Source organism: Jeotgalibacillus marinus (assembly GCF_040801915.1).
GTDB lineage: Bacteria > Bacillota > Bacilli > Bacillales > Jeotgalibacillaceae > Jeotgalibacillus > Jeotgalibacillus marinus.
This window is the reverse complement of sequence record NZ_JBFMIA010000015.1, coordinates 26,215-46,131: the sequence shown is the minus strand read 5'-3', so window position 1 is coordinate 46,131 and position 19,917 is coordinate 26,215. Positions and strand designations below refer to the sequence as shown.

Annotated in this window: 10 protein-coding genes and 1 pseudogene; 7 read left to right on the top strand and 4 right to left on the bottom strand. The window is 37.2% G+C overall.

The features are described from left to right. Positions 1-8 precede the first annotated feature (8 nt). The 5 genes from AB1471_RS13400 (at position 9) to AB1471_RS13380 (ending at position 6,343) form a co-directional block, all read left to right on the top strand. Positions 9-833 (top strand): carbohydrate ABC transporter permease, encoded by an 825-nt coding sequence (locus AB1471_RS13400; protein WP_367780277.1) that lies wholly within the window; start codon positions 9-11, stop codon positions 831-833. Between the two features lie 33 nt (positions 834-866). Continuing rightward, entirely contained in the window at positions 867-1,895 is a 1,029-nt protein-coding gene (locus AB1471_RS13395) for a LacI family DNA-binding transcriptional regulator (RefSeq protein WP_367780276.1), read from the top strand. Between the two features lie 14 nt (positions 1,896-1,909). Further along, on the top strand, positions 1,910-2,524 hold the full coding sequence (locus AB1471_RS13390) for a DUF624 domain-containing protein (RefSeq protein WP_367780275.1): 615 nt from the start codon (positions 1,910-1,912) through the stop codon (positions 2,522-2,524). Next, positions 2,521-3,867, top strand: a complete 1,347-nt coding sequence (locus AB1471_RS13385; RefSeq protein WP_367780274.1) for a GH1 family beta-glucosidase — start codon at positions 2,521-2,523, stop codon at positions 3,865-3,867. Before AB1471_RS13390 ends, AB1471_RS13385 begins: the two co-directional genes overlap by 4 nt. 814 nt (positions 3,868-4,681) lie before the next feature. Then, a complete protein-coding gene (locus AB1471_RS13380; protein WP_367780273.1) occupies positions 4,682-6,343 on the top strand; it encodes a M4 family metallopeptidase in 1,662 nt (553 codons plus the stop codon). Between the two features lie 88 nt (positions 6,344-6,431). Here AB1471_RS13380 and AB1471_RS13375 read toward each other — a convergent pair. Further along, positions 6,432-6,592 (bottom strand): annotated as a pseudogene (locus AB1471_RS13375) (GNAT family N-acetyltransferase); the annotation flags it as partial. Between the two features lie 30 nt (positions 6,593-6,622). Between AB1471_RS13375 and AB1471_RS13370 the strand changes: the two are divergent. Next, a complete protein-coding gene (locus AB1471_RS13370; RefSeq protein ID WP_367780272.1) occupies positions 6,623-10,372 on the top strand; it encodes a 5'-nucleotidase C-terminal domain-containing protein in 3,750 nt (1,249 codons plus the stop codon). Between the two features lie 123 nt (positions 10,373-10,495). Here AB1471_RS13370 and AB1471_RS13365 read toward each other — a convergent pair whose 3' ends face one another. The 3 genes from AB1471_RS13365 to AB1471_RS13355 all read right to left on the bottom strand — a co-directional run bounded on the left by AB1471_RS13365 (position 10,496) and on the right by AB1471_RS13355 (position 15,470). After that, positions 10,496-12,262 (bottom strand): HBL/NHE enterotoxin family protein, encoded by a 1,767-nt coding sequence (locus AB1471_RS13365; RefSeq protein WP_367780271.1) that lies wholly within the window; start codon positions 12,260-12,262, stop codon positions 10,496-10,498. Positions 12,263-12,423: 161 nt separating this feature from the next. Further along, positions 12,424-13,932, bottom strand: a complete 1,509-nt coding sequence (locus tag AB1471_RS13360) for an HBL/NHE enterotoxin family protein (protein WP_367780270.1) — start codon at positions 13,930-13,932, stop codon at positions 12,424-12,426. A gap of 353 nt (positions 13,933-14,285) precedes the next feature. Next, positions 14,286-15,470, bottom strand: a complete 1,185-nt coding sequence (locus AB1471_RS13355) for an HBL/NHE enterotoxin family protein (protein ID WP_367780269.1) — start codon at positions 15,468-15,470, stop codon at positions 14,286-14,288. A gap of 1,319 nt (positions 15,471-16,789) precedes the next feature. Between AB1471_RS13355 and AB1471_RS13350 the strand changes: the two genes are divergently transcribed. Then, positions 16,790-19,705, top strand: coding sequence for a hypothetical protein (locus AB1471_RS13350; RefSeq protein WP_367780268.1), 2,916 nt, complete (start codon positions 16,790-16,792; stop codon positions 19,703-19,705). The last annotated feature ends 212 nt before the right edge of the window (positions 19,706-19,917 follow it).

The following is a 19,917-nucleotide window of genomic DNA, read 5'->3' as shown; positions in this document are numbered from 1 at the left end:
GATTAGCAATGTCCAACATTCTATCAAAAATTGGTTTATATACCGTTCTGATCATTGGCGCGTTTTTGTCGGTCTTCCCGTTTTATTGGATGTTCGTCATGGCGACCAATCATAATAGTGTGATCAATCGTGTGCCACCTGCTTACTTACCAGGTTCGGAGTTAGTGACAAATTTTAAAAATGTATTAAGCAATATCGATTTTTTCGGAGCGATGTGGAATTCACTTCTTGTGTCATCCTTGACGACATTTGGTGTGTTGTTTTTATGTTCGATCGCAGGCTTTGCTTTTGCTAAGTTTCATTTTAAAGGAAAGAATGTATTGTTTGGACTTTTGTTGATTACGATGATGGTTCCACCGCAACTAGGCCTTATCCCTCAGTATTATATTATTACTCAATTAGGATGGCTGAATGATTTAAAAGCAGTGATTGTTCCGGGGTTAATCGATGCGTTCGGTATATTTTGGATGAGACAGTATATAGCGAGTAATGTGCCAGATGAACTTATGGATTCGGCTAAAATTGATGGCTGTTCAAGTTTCCGCATTTATTGGAACATTACCGTGCCGATTATTCTGCCTGCTTTTGCGACATTGGCTATAATTAAATTCATGTATATGTGGAATGACTTTTTATGGCCGCTTGTCGTGTTAAGAGATGAATCGGTACAGACGATTCAAATTGCGATAAGAGGATTGATGAATGCGTACGTAAAGGATAACGGTATGATCTTGTCAGGAACGTTTTGGGCTACCGTACCGTTAGTTCTCATTTTTCTTATCTTCAACCGTTTTTTTATCAAGAGCTTAACACAAGGTGCAGTGAAAAGTTGATTTTAATGAGAGAAGAGTTCAGGAGATGACTGTATGACAAAGAGATATACAATCCAAGACATTGCGATGTTGGCTGGAGTTTCTGCAGCTACCGTGTCTAAGATTATGAATAATAACGGTAATATTAGTAAAGCAACAAAAGATAAAGTGAAAGCGATCATCGAGGAAACCGGTTATTCGCCTACTCACTCTGCCAAAAGTCTAGCATCAAAAAAATCAAATTTAATAGGAATTGTTTATGCAGGCAAGATCAATGTAGACTTTTCTCATCCGTTCTTTAACCAAGTGTTGAATAGTTTTAAAACTCAGATGGGGCTTCTTGGTTACGACTTTATTTTCTTTTCAAATGAACAATATAAAAATAACTATTTATCACGTTGCCTGCATTATAACGTTGATGGTGTGTTGATTGTTGCGGGTGATGTGGTAGAAGATGCTATTGGTCAACTTGATCATAGCACGATTCCGTGTGTGGGAATTGATATTGAGCTAACAGGTGATCAATCAAGCTATGTGATGACAAATAATCATAAAATATCGCATTTGGTTGTGGAATATGCCTATATGAATTCCATTGATCGTATTGGAATGATTGGTGGCACACATGATTCACGGATATCCATGCTAAGAGAAGAAGGATTCAGAGAGGCGATGAATAAATTTTGCCTGCCCATCGATGAAAAGTGGGTGACCTATGGTGATTATTATGAAGACTCAGGTTACCGCATGATGAAAAAAATGATCTCCCAAGAAAAAGAACTGCCGGAACTCATTTATGCTTTTTCTGATTTGATGGCCCTTGGAGCGATACGAGCGCTTCGTGAAGAGGGGTTACACGTTCCTACAGACGTGAAATTTATCGGTTGTGATGACATTGAAGCGTGCAGATTTGCTGAGCCGAAACTTACCACGATTCGCCAAGACAAAGAAAAAATAGGCATGTTAGCTGCGAAGCTGTTGTGTAACTTAATCGATCAGAAAAATACAAGCCGGTCTATACTTGTCGATCCGGAACTTACAGTAAGAGAAAGCTGTGGGGCAGCATTGAATAAATCAAGATAGAAGGGGGGATTTAATTGAAGAAAGGTTTCTTAGGTGTAATGGAAATGTTTGCTTCATTCGTTTTGTTAAACATCATGCTTTTCTTTTATTCTCTTCTTTTTGTTACCTTTATTCCTGCACTTGCAGCAACAATGGAGATTATGCATAAATGGAAGAAGGAAGGGCTCACCCCCTATTTTTTAAAATCCTTTCATTCTAGTTTTAAAAAACATGCACATGCGACTAGTCTACTCATCTCAGGAATATGGATCGCAGGTTTAGTCGTTTTGGCGTTGGATGCGTGGTTTTCGGCTACGATTGTGATGCCGCTGAGTGATGTCCTCTATGTGTTCTCAGTCCTTTTCTTTTTTATCTGGTTACTGATGCTTCCGTATATCATTGTACAGGTAATGAGAGTCGATTTGACAATAAGAGGTGTGCTAAAAAATAGTTTTTTCCTATTATGGATTGAATGGAAGAGAACATTTTTGATGCTTCTTGTATTGATCCTATTGAGTGTAGGAATCATGATGTCTCCTTTTATACTGATTATTTCAGGAAGCCTCTTTGCGATTTCTATTTATTCAATCTTTCTGCCGATTATTTCTACCTACTACCTATCACCAAAATCTAGGGAGGTATATGAATGAGTACGATTGATTTTCCAAGAAATTTTTTATGGGGAGCAGCAACGGCTTCTTACCAAATCGAAGGAGCGACAAAGGAAGGTGGGAGAGGACCATCCATATGGGATACCTTTTCTAAAACCCCTGGAAACGTAAAAAATGGAGACACAGGAGACGTGGCGTGCAATAGCTACCACTTATATGAAGAGGATATTAAGTTATTAAAAGAGTTAGGTGTATCCAGCTATCGTTTCTCAGTGGCTTGGCCTCGGATTTTTCCACATGGTGATGGCGAACTTAATCAACAAGGTCTAGATTATTATCACCGTTTAGTAGATGAATTGATTGCAAATAATATTGAACCAATGTGCACTTTGTATCATTGGGATCTTCCGCAAGCTCTTCAAGATAGAGGAGGGTGGGAAAATAGAGAGACCATTGATGCGTTTGACGAATATGCAAAAACGATATTTAGGTCTTTTAAAGGAAAAATCAAAAAATGGATTACAATCAATGAACCGTGGTGTGCTTCGTTTCTATCAAACTATCTTGGTATCCACGCGCCAGGATATAAGGATCTTCAATTAGCTACAACGATCGGTCATCATCTTCTCCTAGCACATGGTCGAGCTGTACAATCTTTAAGGAAAATCGATGATTCGGCTGAAATAGGATACGCACCCAATGCAGGGTGGGCACAAGCCTATTCGACGAGTGAGGAAGATCAGGAAGCGGTGCGAAGAGCGAATGGATGGCATATTGAGTGGTTTATGGATCCGGTTTTTAAAGGAGAATATCCACCATTTTTAGTGAAATGGTTTAAGGAACAAGAAGGAGTCACTGTTCCTATTCAAGAAGGGGATATGGAAGTGATTTCTAGTCGTATCGATTTTATGGGAATCAATTATTATACTGGAAATGTAGCAAGGTATGAAGAAGGCAATGGGTTATTTCATATAGAAAATTTGGATTTCAATTACGATCGAACCGATATTGGCTGGCCAGTGTATCCAGAAGGATTTTATCAATTACTCCTCTATATCAAAAATCAATATGGTGACGTACCAATCTACATCACTGAAAATGGCGCTTGCTATAACGACGGGGTAACAAATGGGAAAGTGGAAGATCATAAACGAGTTTCCTATATGAAAATTCATATCGCCAATGTCAACCGTGCCATTCAATCAGGAGTCAATATTAAAGGCTATATGGCATGGTCATTGCTAGATAATTTTGAATGGGCAGAAGGATACGACATGCGGTTTGGTCTCGTACATATCGATTTTCAAACACTTAAGAGAACAAAGAAAGATAGTTATTTCTGGTACAAAGACCTTATTGAAAAGACGAATTATCACCTTTAAAGAGTTTCGAATCAGTTCTCCTGATGGTAATGGAGGGCTGATTTTTTTGTGTAAATTTGCCTCACAACACCCAAGCAATTTGGTATCTAAATACATCGTGACAAATGAAAAATTAATTCTGTTAACAGATATGCCTAAAGACTAAAAAAGAGTTAACTCAAAAGGGTTTAACTTCGAAACTGTAGTAAAAAAGCACTCGATGTGTTTGTGATGAAGTGAAAATTCTCTTTCCAAAAATAATAAAACCAAAGGATGATATTATGTTAACAAAATTATTGATGTCAATCATCGACATTGAAATTATAATATTTTTAATATGTAGTTTAATTAAATGATATAAAAAGGAATCACTATTGCAACTCGGACATGAATCTGTGAGTTGAGTAGTCCCCTGTATCGACTTCAACCGCCTTCGCAAGTTATCATTAGGGTCGTAGTCATACTATTAGTGTATAAGTTTGTCGAAATATTTTGATTGTTTCAACGAGAAATGTTGTGGTATGATTTAACAGGAATCAATTCATTATACAAAAATAATAAAATCAAAGGATGATATTATGTTGAGAAATTATTGATTTCAAATTTCCCCTTAATAGATTATGAACTGAATCGATTAGCGAAAGGAGGTTAAAATGATGTTTTTGCAGTATTAACACTTCTTCAATGGGTAAATCCTTATTTTGTTTTTTTGATTACTCGCATAAACATCAAAAGGCTAAGGTGCCAGGATACACGTCGTCTCTTTCTTCACAACTATCGCCCCGTCTTAGTCTTTAGTCTCAGAGAATCGTAAAAAAATAATGAGGTGAAAAAAATGAAAAAGAGAAAAAAATTAGTTACCACGGTATTGGCGAGTTCATTAGCACTTGGAGCTTTTGTTGCTCCTTCTTCAAGTTATGTATCAGCTAAACCTACCGATCCATTAGAAAAGACAAGCTGGAGTGAGAAAGTTAACGCACCTGAATTTATTTCAGGTAAATTAACAGAACCTTCAAATAACGATCCTGAAGACATATTGTTTAGTTATATTGATAACAAAAAAGATCTCTTTAAAATCAATGGTTTATCCAAAAACTCGTTTGTTACTAAAGAAAAAAAGAAGGATGATTTAGGTTACACGTTTATTCGATTACAACAAGTGTTCAAAGGAACGCCCGTATTCGGTGCGACTTTGACAGCACATATTGATCAAGATGGTGTGCTCACTGCCCTTTCTGGTACTGCCCTACCTGAACTAGATAAAAAGAATTCCTTAAAGAAAGAACAAAAAGTAACCAAAAAAGATGCGATTGCGATTGCAGAGGAAAATTTAATAGGTTCCTTGCCTGATACACCTGAATACGAAAAGAATCCGAAGGCAGAACGAGTCATCTTCACTGACGGTGACACTGCAAACTATGCTTATGCAGTAAACTTTCTTTTCTTCTATCCTGAACTAGGAAACTTAGATTATTTTGTAGATGCCGTAACGGGTGAAGTGTTGGCGAAATATAGTAATATTCATACAGCAGAAGATTCGATTGGTACGGGTGTTGGCGTGTTAGGAGACCAAAAGACTCTGAATACTTCCTTTGATGGCTCAGCGTATTCATTGATTGACAACACACGTGGCAATGGGATATTTACTTATGACGCAGCAAATAAAATTAATGAAAGAAACTATTTTTTTAGATTACCAGGAAGTCTCTGGGTAGATGCTGATAATGAATTCACATCAAGTTATGACCGCGCTGCAGTCGATGCCCATTATTATGCAGGAGTCACATATGATTTTTATAAAGATGTCTTTGGTCGAGATAGCTTTGATGACAATGGTGCACCAATAAAATCTACTGTGCATTTTGGTAGAAATTATAATAATGCTGCTTGGGTAGGCACACAAATGATTTACGGAGATGGTGATGGAAGTAACTTCGTCGAACTATCTGGAGGTCTTGATGTAGTTGGTCATGAATTAACTCATGCAGTAACAGATTATAGCGCTAACTTAATCTATCAAGACGAATCAGGTGCAATCAATGAATCGATGTCGGATGTATTTGGTACATTAACTGAATTTCACGAGGGTATTAACCCTGACTGGGATATAGGTGAAGATATTTATACACCAGGGGTAGATAATGACGCGCTTCGTTCAATGTCCGATCCAACTAAATATGATGATCCAGACCATTATTCAGATCGATATACAGGAACGCTAGATTCTGGTGGAGTTCATACAAATAGCGGAATTCCCAATAAGGCAGCCTACTTAATTAGTGAAGGTGGCGCACACTCTGGTATTACAGTTACAGGCATTGGTCGAGATAAATTAGGTCAAATTTATTATCGGGCACTGACACAGTATTTAACTGAATCTTCTACGTTTAGTCAGCTACGCTCATCTCTTATCCAATCAGCTACTGATTTATATGGAGCGAATGGTCCTGAAGTCGTAGATGTAACAGCAGCATTTGATGCAGTTGGAGTCCAATAATCATTTGAATCATTTTCCATTTCCCCTCCGCCAAATGGTAGAGGGGTTTTGTTTTACGTTCAAAATGCAAGTTAGCAAAAGGCTATGCCTTCTTTAGAAAACCCGATTTTTCTAGCACTCGGATTGACCCAATATTATGAGGCATAACTCCTGCTTCAATACGGTGTAACTCAAATCGTTAAATGCATATTTTACTATCAACTGAACAGCTTCTGTAGTATAGCCTTTGCCGTTATGTTGTTTGTCTAACAGTTTAATATACATATAGGAGGGGAAAAATTGAAAAAATATATGAAACAGCTTTTAACATTGGCGACCGTAATTACGATACTCGTAAGTTATATTGTGCCATTAAATGCATTAACATACGCCTCTACAATTCTTACTGTTCAAGAGGCAATTGATAACAATGCAGGTTCAGCTACTGTTAAAGGCTATATTGTCGGGTATACGAATAGTGGCCCAAGTTATGATCAAGAGGCGCCATTTAATGCTGATACGAATATTGCAATTGCAGATCGTGTGGATGAAACGGATCCTAGTAAAATCCTACCAGTTCAGTTGCCATCTTCTCCAAGTGAACTTCGTGCAAAATTTGGCTTACAAACAAATCCTGACAACATTGGAAAGTCCGTTGTCATTACAGGATCACTTCAAGCATATTTTGGAGCTCCTGGATTGAAAAGTCCTACGTCTGTCATTTTTGATGGAGAGGAACCGGGGGAACCACCAGTTGACGAACCATTCGAAGGAATGGAAGGCTTAAAAATTCACGATATTCAAGGTGAAAGCCACGAATCTCCATTTGTTGGGGAGAATGTAAAGGGAGTTACAGGAATTGTTACTTATGTAGTAGACAGTAATAATTTCTATATGCAAGAGCAGTCTCCTGATGATAATCCTAACACTTCAGAAGGTATACTTGTATACAGACCTAATCATGGAGTAGTTAGTGGCGATGAAGTTTCCGTTAATGGTTTAGTGAAAGAGTGGATTCTGGATGGATATGATGATCGCTTTGATACTGACTTATCAATGACTGAAATTAATGCTGAAACTGTTGCCGTTACTTCCAGTGGGAACTCCTTACCTGATGCGGTTGTGATTGGTAAAGATGTTATTCCTCCAACTGAAATAATAGATAATGATGAATTTAATACTTTTGACCCGCAAGAAGATGGGATTGACTTCTATGAAAGTCTAGAAGGTATGCTTGTTTCTCTGGAAAATCCTACTGTTACTGGTCCGCAAAAATATGGAGAAGTGCCTGTGATCCTTGGTCAAGTTGAAGGGAAATCTTATACAAAGGAGGGCGCTCCATTATTAACGAAGGATAATCAAAACCCTGAAAAAATGCTCCTTTTACTCGATGATAATGACTATGTCGTGAAGACAGGTGATACGTTTGACGGAACCGTTACTGGAGTTGTAAGTTACTCATACACTAATTATAAAATATTAGTCAGTTCATCTTCGCTACCTGAGTTACAGGAACATCCATTTACTGAGGATGTAGCGACAATTGAAAAGGTAGACGAAAAGTTAACGGTTGCTAGTTATAATATCGAGAATTTTGATGCAGATGATACAGAAAAACGTGATAAGATTGCTCAATCTATTGTCTCTAACTTAAAATCTCCAGATATCATTGGGCTAGTTGAGATGCAAGATGATAGTGGTGATACGGATGATGAAGTCGTCACTGCGGCTGCCAACTATAAAGCGCTTAGTGATGCTATAGCAGGTTTCGGTGGACCAACGTATGCTTGGACTGAAATTGCTCCTGAGGATAAGCAAGATGGGGGAAAACCGGGTGGAAACATTCGAGTAGGTTTCCTTTATAACACGGAGAGAGTTGACTTAGCTCAAGGTACGGCAGGTGATGCAACAACGGCTGTTGGCTATGAAAATGGTTCTCTGACTTTGAACCCTGGAAGAGTAGACCCAACTAATTCAGCCTTCGATTCTAGTCGTAAACCATTAGCTGCACAGTTTACATTTAACGGTGAGGATGTTATCGTCATTGCCAATCATTTTAATTCTAAAAGAGGGGATCAGGGGTTATTTGGTAAAAATCAGCCCCCTACCCTAGGAAGTGTGCCAAAACGTCAAGAAATTGCCCAAATCATTAATGATTTTGTAACTGATATTCAGTCTAAAAATGAAAATGCAAATGTAGTTGTTTTAGGAGATTTAAATGATTTTGAATTTTCTTCATCGATAGAAACATTAAAAGGAAACGAATTAACAAATCTAGTCGAAATGCTTCCACAGGAAGAAAGGTACACGTATACGTATCAAGGGAATGCTCAAGTTCTTGATCATATCTTAGTGTCTAATCGTCTTGCTGCTAATGCAGAGATTGACATTATCAATATTAACTCTCCTTATATGGAGGAGCACGGTCGTGCAAGTGACCACGATCCATTACTTGCTCAAATAGAATTATCTCAATCTGATGAACCATTTACCCTTTCTATTATGCATACAAATGACACGCATGCGCAGGTAGAAGGTTATCCACAGTTAATCACGGCGGTTGAAGAACTGCGCGCAGAGAAAGAAAACTCTTTATTACTTGACGCAGGGGATGTGTTCTCCGGAACTTTATACTTCCGTCAATATTTAGGATTAGCGGATGCATACTTTAGAAATCAAGCAGGCTATGACGCTATGACATTTGGAAACCATGAATTTGATAAAGATTCCGCTACGCTTGGGGACTTTATTAAAGAAATGAATTTCCCAATGGTGAGTACGAACGTTGATGTAACAAACGATTCAGACTTAAACGGATTGTTTATGGATGATTTCTTTACGGAAGGCATGGGCGGAAAGATCTATCCTGCAATCGTAAAAGAATTTGACGGCGAAAAAGTAGGTATTTTCGGTTTAACAACAGAAGAAACTGAAAATCTTTCAAGCCCAAGTGACGATATCGTCTTTGAAAATGCCATTGAGTCTGCTACAGAAGCGGTTAAAATGTTCGAAGACGCTGGTATTGACAAGGTGATTGGACTATCACACTTAGGTAATGCAGCGGACATCGAATTAGCAGAAGCAGTAGATGGAATTGACGTAATTGTAGGTGGTCACTCTCATACAGTTTTAGAAGAAGCAATTGAAATTGAAAAAGACGAGCCTACACTGATCGTTCAAGCAGGAGATAATTTGAAATATCTAGGCTTATTAGACGTAACATTTGATGATGATGGTGTCGTAACAGATTATAATCGACAAATTTTAACATTAAAAGACTATGAGAAGAACGCTGAAGCAGAACAGAAGGTGGCAGAATACAAAGAGCCACTAGAAGAAGTGAGTAACCAGGTAGTAGGAACAACGGATGTCGATTTAAATGGAGTACGTGAAGATATTCGTTCGAAAGAAACGAACCTTGGAAACCTGATAACTGATGCGATGGTTGCGAAAGCAAATGAAGTTGGAGTACCAACTCATATTGCGATCCAAAACGGTGGAGGAATTCGTGCATCTATTGACAAGGGTGAAATCACTTTAGGTGAAGTATTAACGGTTATGCCGTTTGGAAACCAACTTGTAACGCTTGACGTAACAGGTCAAGAACTATGGGATGCGCTAGAGCACGGTGTAAGTGGAGTTGAAACAGGGGAAGGTAGATTCCTGCAAGTTTCAGGCATTCACTTTAAGTACGATGTGAACAAGCCAGTAGGGGAAAGAGTATGGTCAGTTGAAGTGAAAACAGATAATAATTTTGAAAGCATTCAGCTTGATAAAACATATACAGTAGCCACAAATGCCTTTACAGCAGATGGTGGAGACGGATTTGAAATGTTAAAGAATGCAAAAGAAGATGGACGTATGAATGATTTATTCATCGTTGACTGGGAATTATTCACGGAGTATTTAGACACACATAATCCTGTAGCACCAACAGTAGAAGGAAGAATTATTGAGGAAGTTGAGGAAGTTCAACCTGAGAAATTTTGGTTCTGGTTCAAGAGTGCATTGATCACCAATTTGAGATCATTTCTTCGTCTATTATGGTAGGAAACGGTTTGGTTGTTGTATAGGTCTTTAAAAAGGATTCATACAATATACAATAACAAGCTAATCGCGTGTGCTTGCGATTAGCTTGTTAAGTTTGGTACTAATAATAATTCGGTAATTACTTTAACTTTCCGGGAACGTTGCTAACGTATTCAGTGCAATATTTCGTATGTCCTCCCAAGTGGCCTTCGCATAATTTAATTGAGCTATTATAGCCAGACTATCTATTTCTTCTGTCGTATTAAGTATCTCTATTAGTCGTTCTAATCGATAATCCAAAATTCCCCATTCGTCAATTAATCCCGTAAAGATTAAGGCCTTATTCATTCCATCAATCACATCGATTGTCTCTTCCAAAGCGCTTTGAACTTCATATAATTCGGATAATTTCAATGTTGTCTTTCGTAACATATTGTGTCCAATGTTAAAGAATAAACGATTAGCACCATAATTATCGTGGACTTCAATAATCGTTCCATTTTCAACTTCAATAAGACTCGGGCTGTAACCTGTATCGTAGTTTATGCCACCACTAAAATCCCAATCGATCTTACTCCCATTTAATTTTCCTGTTTTATAAAATAAGCCACCCATATTATTATCGTGAGCCTCAGTAATATTACCGTCTTCATTGACTGCTACGGAAGGTCGTTTCCCACTATCATACTTTCTTCCGCCACTAAAATCCCAATCGATCTTACTCCCATTCAATTTTCCTGTTTTATAAAATAAGCTGGACCCACCATTATCGTGTACTTCAATGATCTTTCCATCTTTAGTGACTGCTATACTCGGGCTATACCCTGAATCATATTTCTTCCCACCACTAAAATCCCAATCGATCTTGCTCCCGTTTAATTTTCCTGTTTTATAAAATAAGCCACCATGGCCACTATCATGTAATTCGATGATCTTCCCATCGTCCCTTACCGCTACGGTAGGTCGTTTTCCACTATCATACTTTCTTCCGCCACTAAAATCCCAATCGATCTTACTCCCATTCAATTTTCCTGTTTTATAAAATAAGCTGGACCCACCATTATCGTGTACTTCAATGATCTTTCCATCTTTAGTGACTGCTATACTCGGGCTATACCCTGAATCATATTTCTTCCCACCACTAAAATCCCAATCGATCTTGCTTCCGTTTAATTTTCCTGTTTTATAAAATAAGCCACCATGGCCACTATCATGTACTTCGATGACCGTCCCATCTTCCATTACTGCTATAGAGGGTCTTTTTCCAGAATCGTATTTTGTACCGATATTAACCCAATCAACTAAATTAGAATCCTCATAGCCGTCTCTTATCGTGTTTTCTGTTTTTATTTCTGTCGGAATGTCTGATAAATCATCATTAAAATGTTCATAATCTTCAAGGATTGAATGGCTGAATTCCTTTATCTCCGGGTTTATTTCATTAACGAAATCCCATTTCTTCTGAACACTATCATTCAATTCTGTCAATACCTCTATAAATGCACTTCTATCATCTAAATCGTCGTTAATATCGCTAGCGAGTTCAATTAACTGGTCATACTTCCTGTTAAATTGATTACTATAGTCAACGATGTCCGTGAGAGCTCTAACTACTTGTGGTTTAAGTTCGTCAATCCAGGTTGTGGCGTTTGCACGTGCAGTCTGCTGATGCTCTGGTATATTACCATAATCTATATCAGGCTGTTCTAAAATTAAAGTTGCATAGTTTTTCATTTGCAAGATATGATCTGACAGATTTTGTATTTCATTCTGTAAATCGTCGGACGTAAGTGAAAGTTCACTTTCTGATAGGGGAGAGGCCGAAGTCTCTGATGCAAAAGCGTTGTAAGGGATGATGATATTTATAAATAATAAAGTTATTAGAGAAATAGTAACTGATTTTTTAAACATTATCTGAACCTCCTAGAAAAAGAAAATTAATAATGATTAGGATGGGAAATTTATATCCCTAAATTTGTTACTATAATCATCAGTGATTCAAGAAGAAATTAAACAACCTGAGCCCTTATGAATATAGAACTCAGGCTGCCTAATATGCTTTCTCTTTTCTATTATTTCGTAACCTGGATAAAGGCTGTATTTGAATAAACAATACCATCAAAAGCTCTGACCGCATATTCGTGGTCACCTGTTGGGAATTTATCAGCGCCTGTTATTGTGATACTCGTATCACTTAAACCAGATTCGATGACTTTTCCATCTAGTAAAATACTATAAGTAATATTATCTCCGTCTATGCTTTCAGCATAGGTCGGTTTATTCCACTGAAGGTCAAGACGATCGCCATCTATATTCGCTACAAAATTATTTGGTGCATTAAATTGATAAGAATCTAGGTCGTCTACTGTCTGGGCATTCCCAAAAGCATTGAGTAGATCCGTTTGTCGCTCAATATCTGTCCATTGTTCAAAAGCTACCTCTAGCTCGTTTTTAGCTACAAGTACACGGTCTGCTGAGTTATCTAAGTGAGTTGTTAGGTTAGAAAAGTCATCACCAATCGTAACCCATGTAGATCTTATATCTCTAATAGCTACAATAGCATTATCGATTTGGTCAACCATTAATGACACCTGTTCTTCAACTATTTTGGCAGTAGCCGACTGGGCTTGTAAATCATTCAACTGATACAGTGCATCGTGGTATTCTTTATTTAGATTGCCAATTTGGTTTTGTATTAAAACACCACCTGCTGCAGTGCCTCCTGCAGTTAATAATCCTCCAGTAACCATACCACCTATGAGCCAGGGCGATGCTTCTGGTGCAAGTGCAAAAACGATAGGAGCACCTATAAGCAATACTGATGATAAGGTCGCGCCACCAATTACTTCCAAAATCAAAGTATTTCTTAGTTCATCCATCCCTTGTTCATAGCTAGCTATATCGCGGTTTAATTGTTCGACAGCTTTACCGTCTTCTCCGTTTACGCCAACCCATAAATCAATGACTCCTTTATCATCTTTTAAATTAGTGGAGTCAACGCTGATTGCATTTTTAAAATCAGTTAGTAGTTGGATTGTTTCATCGGTTGAAGCAACATGTGTACTGATATCCTCTTGAAGATAAGCAATCACTGTTTTAAAGTCATCAACCCTAAAATTATCTAATAATCCGTAAAGTGTATCGTAGTAGTTTTGATATTCCAGCGAAAAATCTTTAATGTCTAAGTTCCTTCTAATTAGTTCAGGTTCTAGTTCATCCTGCCAATAAGTAGCGTTTTCTTTCGCTGATTGCTGATGCTCATTTATTGGTACATGTTTAATTTCCTGACCGTCGTTTAAATCTAGGTCTTTGATTGTCCCTTGTGATAAAATCGTATTTGCATAAATATCTAATGAAATTTTATCAGCTATTAGCTGTTGTGCCCTATTACCGATTTCGGATGGGTCAAGTGAAATAGCTTCGTCTTGTTGTATTTCACCTGATGGTACAACTTCTTTTGCAAGAACATTATAAGGAATAGAGCTAGTTGAGATTGCTAGTGCTAATACCGATGTTGTAAGTACTTTTTTTGTGATTTTCATTTCATCGTTGCTACTATAGACATAAACAAATGTCATCATTCGTTTATGTCAGACGGTTTCCTGCTTCTCTGTACTCCGCCTTGCCACTTTACGGATTGTGTAGCACTCCACAGGCGTAAATTCGGATGTAGATCACCCTAATATATACCTTATCGTTAACGGTATATTCGTCTCAGTAGCTTCTCCTTTCGTTATCTATTTGTTTGCTTGGTTTTCGCCTCTCACACAATGGAGGCAACCCTCACGATTCTATCCGATGCCTACGCCACTTTTGCAATGTTTTGGGAAATATCACAACACCTTCTTAATTGGTTGCTTTGTAAGACGGATTATAATTCTCCTGCTTCAACACTCCTCTTAAATTACTTTGTTTCGCCATCGCGATTTCACACTTAACTGTTTTCACCTATTTCGATTGTTTTAATGTCGCCAACAAGGTTTAATTGATTGTCGATATAGTCAGCTTGATCTTTGCTGTTTCCCCATGTTTGTTTTGCATTTTCTAGAAGACCCTTAATCGCGTCAGTATTAACCTCCCCTGATTTAATTTGATCTTTTAACTTTTGAATTCCTTGATAGGCTTCATCCCATTGAAAATATAAATCCCTTGTAGCATGAATGATGCCATCATTGCTTTCGTAAAAACTGTTTAACTGACCTTGTATTACTTCTAATGCCGCAGCTTGTAGCTCTAATCCATCTAGGTCTTTCATGGTGTCATAATATTCATCCATTAAGTCATTAAGCTTTTCCTGCTTTTCTTGTAGTCCTATGTTTCCAAGAATCGTCCCAGTTGTAATTGCACCTGTCGCTAAACCAATTCCTAATGCAGCTAATGCGCCATGAGGGGCCATCAAAAATATCGTTAATTCTAATCCAACAACTCCTGCCTCAATATATTCTGGTATTAAGACATTGCTCTCATTTGTAATTTCTCCGTTTAATTCATGCATCTGGTCTAGCACGTATTCTCTTACGCGATCATCTAACTTTATTTCGTTCATTGTTGTTGTAGCGGCATTTTGGAAATTAAAATGATCATCCTGTAAGGAATCTTTGTAGTCCTGAAAAGTAAGACGGGTATCATTGATAGCATCCCGGTGTGTCTGGATATCTCGTTGTAAATATTCAAGCATTGTTAAAAATTGATCTTTAGCCGTTTCATCCGTTTCCATCCGATCTAACGTAGCGATCAGTGAGTCATAATAGTTGTTGAATTCATTACCAAAGTCGATGATATCTTTGCTTGCACTTAATAATAAATAATCAAGATTATCGGCATAGTACGTAGCATGTTCTCTAGCCTCTTGTTGGTAGTCTGCAAGTTCTGGCATAATATCAAGATGAACGTTTCCTTGAGTTGTTATAGCTGTTTCACTTGCATTCATTATTAACTTGCTTGCTGCTAAACTATTGAGCACATTTTGAATATTTGTTGGTGCAAGTGTAATATCATCCGTTTTCACAGAAGCAATAACTTGATTATCGGCTGCGAAGGTATAATTAGGAAGGATCGTACTCGTTGCTAATACAGCTACTAAAGCTGAAGCCGTAACTGCTTTTTTTGGAAAATTCATTTTTGGTATCCCTGCTACTATAAACATAAACAAATGTCATCATTCGTTCATGCCAGACGGTTTCCTGCTTCTTTGTACTCCGCTTTGCCACTTATTCGCTACAACGGTTTGTATAGCACCCCACAGGCGTAAATTCGGATGTAGACTACCCTACATATATACCTTATCGTTCTGTAAAAACGGTATATTCGTCTTAGTAGCTCCTTTCGTTAGATTTACGATTTTTTTGTGCGTGAAATCAGTTTGTGATGGATGGTGTTGTGACGACTAGCAAGCCATAAGTCAATCAACCAAACGAACCCCTCCTTTTTTGTTAGAATATTTTGATTAATTTAAATATTATTGTGGTTACCCCTGTTTATCGTGTAATGAAATTCTTTCAAATAAGACTTGGTGCGTCATAGAATTGTTGCTAGTACGCAACCTTATAAAATTTTTATTTATATAAATAATTGGTAATATTCATATTACTCCGTTCTTGCAATTTTTTCTATGTATATTTTGTGAATTTTCAATAAAGTGATATGAATCTCTTTCTATCATTGGTATATCGGTCATTCAAAATCGTCTCGATAGGGTACACTCTATTTGAGATGAAAGAAAAACCCCACCATGTGCATGATAGGTTCACTCGAATCTTCCGTACCCATCCATTAAGCTAAAGGAAATAACAAGCCCCCAAAACGAATAAATATTTTTCATGTGGTTGCTGATGTTTCCAAATATCATCGTGCTGTTAATGAGAGTGGATTTGACAATGATACGTGTTCTAAAAACGCTTAAGATCCAAAACAGATGAAGGATGAAAATTAGATATAAAGTGATATAGTCAAAATTCCTGCATGGTGCAATAAGGTAGGTCTGTAACAATAGGTCATTTTAGAGACAGCCTAAATACCATTTGAGTATTGGAGAAAATTATAATTTTTTTCCTTAAAAAAATAAAGATGGCCTGATAAATCAAAAATGATAGATTTATATATCTATTATTTTTGTTCATAAACATAATTTTCTCTATTTATTTAATTTTTCTTTTTTTAGTATATTCTTGTTGACTTTCATGAAAAATTACTTAATAATAATTAAAAATGATAGACATTCATATCTTTCATTTTAGGTATAAGAAAGATCAATTTTTTGTGAACATGGGGGGAGGGAAGCCTAAAAGAGATGTTTCCAGTGCTTTTAACTATGCAATTATAATCTGATAAAGAGAGAGCGAGGAAAAGAAAGCGTTTACTTGCTAGTCTTTTGTCAATCGCAGTATTATTGCCTGCAATTACCCCATTAATCAAAAATAAGGGAAGAGGGAAACAAGAATGTCACGTAAACGATTATTATCTATATTATTAGCCACTGGACTATCCGTAAGTAGTATGATCCCTGCTGTTAGTCCGACCACTGTATTAGCGGCGGAGGAACCATCCAACATAGAAACAATAATTTACAATAAAGCTTCTAATGCTTCTAATGCTTCTAATGGTTTATTACCACTCTTAGAAGATGTATTACCTGTCAATTCTTATAACATGGGTCTACCTAAGGACACATATCCTGAAAGAAATTTAGTTGAATCAGATCTATTAGATTTTGTCGGAATTGAGTTATACGGTTCAGATAGCTTTGGTGATTCGTTTGTTAGTAATATGTTTGAAACAGACAGTGGAAAACATTATGACGGTGGTGAACAACCTTCTGTCACACAACTTGCCAATGGGATTGTACTAGAAGTTCATAATGGTGGTGGAAATAATAATCTTTATTACAATTTAGGTAAATACAAAGAGGATGGGACAATGGATTGGTGGGAGATTAAAGAAAAACAATATAACAATGGTGATAATCCTTCTGTAACTTTACTTGCCAATGGGGATGTACTAGAAGTTCATAACGACGGAAATAAACTTTATTACAATATAGGTAAATACAAAGATGATAGGACAATGGACTGGAATGGTGAAGGTAATCAATATGGCACTGGTAATCAACCTTCTGTCACAGTACTTGACACAGGTGAGATATTAGAAGTTCATAACGATGGAAATGACCTTTATTACAATTTAGGTAAATACAAAGATGATGGGACAATGGATTGGTATAGTATAGATAATCAATATGACACTGGTGAACAACCTTCTGTCACAGTACTTGACACGGGTGAAATACTAGAAGTTCATAGCGACGGAAATGACCTTTATTACAAGTTAGGGGTTTACTACGGTAGTAACAAAATTACTTGGTATAATATAGATGATAACCAATACACTACGGGAAAAGACCCTTCTGTCACAGTACTTCCCAATGGGGATGTACTAGAAATTCATAATAGTAGTTATGGAAGTTCTCTTATTTACGATTTAGGGGTTTACGTAAGTGGTAAAATTATATGGTATAGTATGTATAGTGAAGATAGCCTAACTAACCGATATGACCATGGGTATAAACCTACAGTAATAGTCCTTGAAAATGAACGTATACTAGAAGTTCATAATGGTAGTGGAAATAATAGTCTCTACTATAACTTAGGGACTGGCCCCCGTGATCAGATACCAGAGATTATAGACCCTGAAACTGGTAAAAATGTCGTCTTAGGATTTATGGATGATTCGGAAACTGTTAGGGATAAGCTTTTATATAATGACAATGACAATCCGGATAAATATATAGGTACACTCATGATTGATCCAAACTCATCCTTTGCTCAAGGCACAAAATTAGCATTTGAGGGATATTGGAATTTGATTAGTCCATCTTATTTAAGTACCGCTGGAAATTCGATAGAGCGTTCAGTTTCATATACTTCAGGCGTTTCTGTGTTGGAAAGCCAATTATTAGCTAAAACAGTAGGTTATACCCAGACATATGAAATAGGGTTTCTATCTGTAAAAAATACTCAAGCATTTAATCAATCAGTAACTAACACTTTTCAGACTTCTATATCGGTAACGGAAGAGACATCTTCTACGGACAAGTATAGTTTCGGAGATTATTCAGAGGGACAAGCTTACATCGCAGGTGTCTATCAACTCGTTGGTAATTATTATATGATTCCTGGAGATAACATTCAAGACTTAAAAGATAAAGTAGATGAATGGGGAAAAAGATATGAGGGTCATGACCTTTTTGGTTATACCGATTTAACATCACCTTATAATTATAGAGCGGAAAGTTTTGCGTCGGTAGAGGTTAAGAAGATAGATCCGGAGCAATATTTTGGGGATCTTAATCTTAAGCCAACGAATATACAATCGCATTATAGTAGTCAAGGAGTCGAGGTCACATGGGATAATCCTGAATCAGAGATCGATAAGTACGCAGGTGGAGTTGATACAGAATCTCATCCTGTTGGCGAGGGATTACCTTATTATACTATTTCTGTTTATCGTGATGGAGAATGGATTGGTAGTTCTAGTATTTCAGGTACTTCGTATACAATTCCCTTTGACCCCGATGATAATGCCGATACATTATATCAATTACGACTAGGTGTGTACGGGGGACATGGAGAAATGTATTCCCTGGGAGATCCCGTTAAAGTAGATAAGATAGATCAACATTTAGAGGATCTTAATCTTAAGCCAACGAATATACAATCGGATGGTGGCAGTCAAGGAGTTGTTGAGATCACATGGGACAATCCTGAATCTGAGGTCGTGAAGTACTTTGGTGAAGTTGGTACAGAAGAACACCCTGCTGGCGAGGGCTTACCTTATTATGGTATTTCTGTTTATCGTGATGGAGAATGGATTGGTGGTTCTAGTGCTTCAGGTACTTCGTATACAATTCCCTTTAACCCCGATGATAATGCCGATACATTATATCAATTACGATTAGGTGTGTACGAGGGATATGGAGAACAGGTATACCTAAGTGATCCCGTTAAGATACAAGTTGATCAGATAGATCCGGATAATCTTAAGCCAACGAATATACAATCGCATTATGGTAGTCAAGGAGTCGAGGTCACATGGGATAATCCTGAATCTGATATCTTGAAGTACTTTGGTGAAGTTGATACAGAAGAACATCCTGCTGGCGAGGGCTTACCTTATTATGGTATTTCTGTTTACAGTGATGGAGAATGGATTGGTGGTTCTAGTATTTCAGGTGCTTCGTATACAATTGACTCCTATGATAACGATAAATCATATCAATTACGATTAGGTGTGTACGAGGGATATGGAGAACAGGTATACCTAAGTGATCCCGTTAATGTTCCTGCGGGCAGCTTTTGATAAGCTTTATTTGATTGAAAACCTTTCAACCAACCAGACATTAATTTTTTTATAACTCTATACAGTAGGAGAGCCCTCTTAATGGGCTCTTTTCTTGCTTTAAGGTTCAAGGGGGGGACAATTAACTTTCCCTTTATAAGATTTTTTAATAATAGGTGATTGAAGATGAGTTTTAAAAGATGTAGCTAAAACTACATCTTTTAAAACTCATA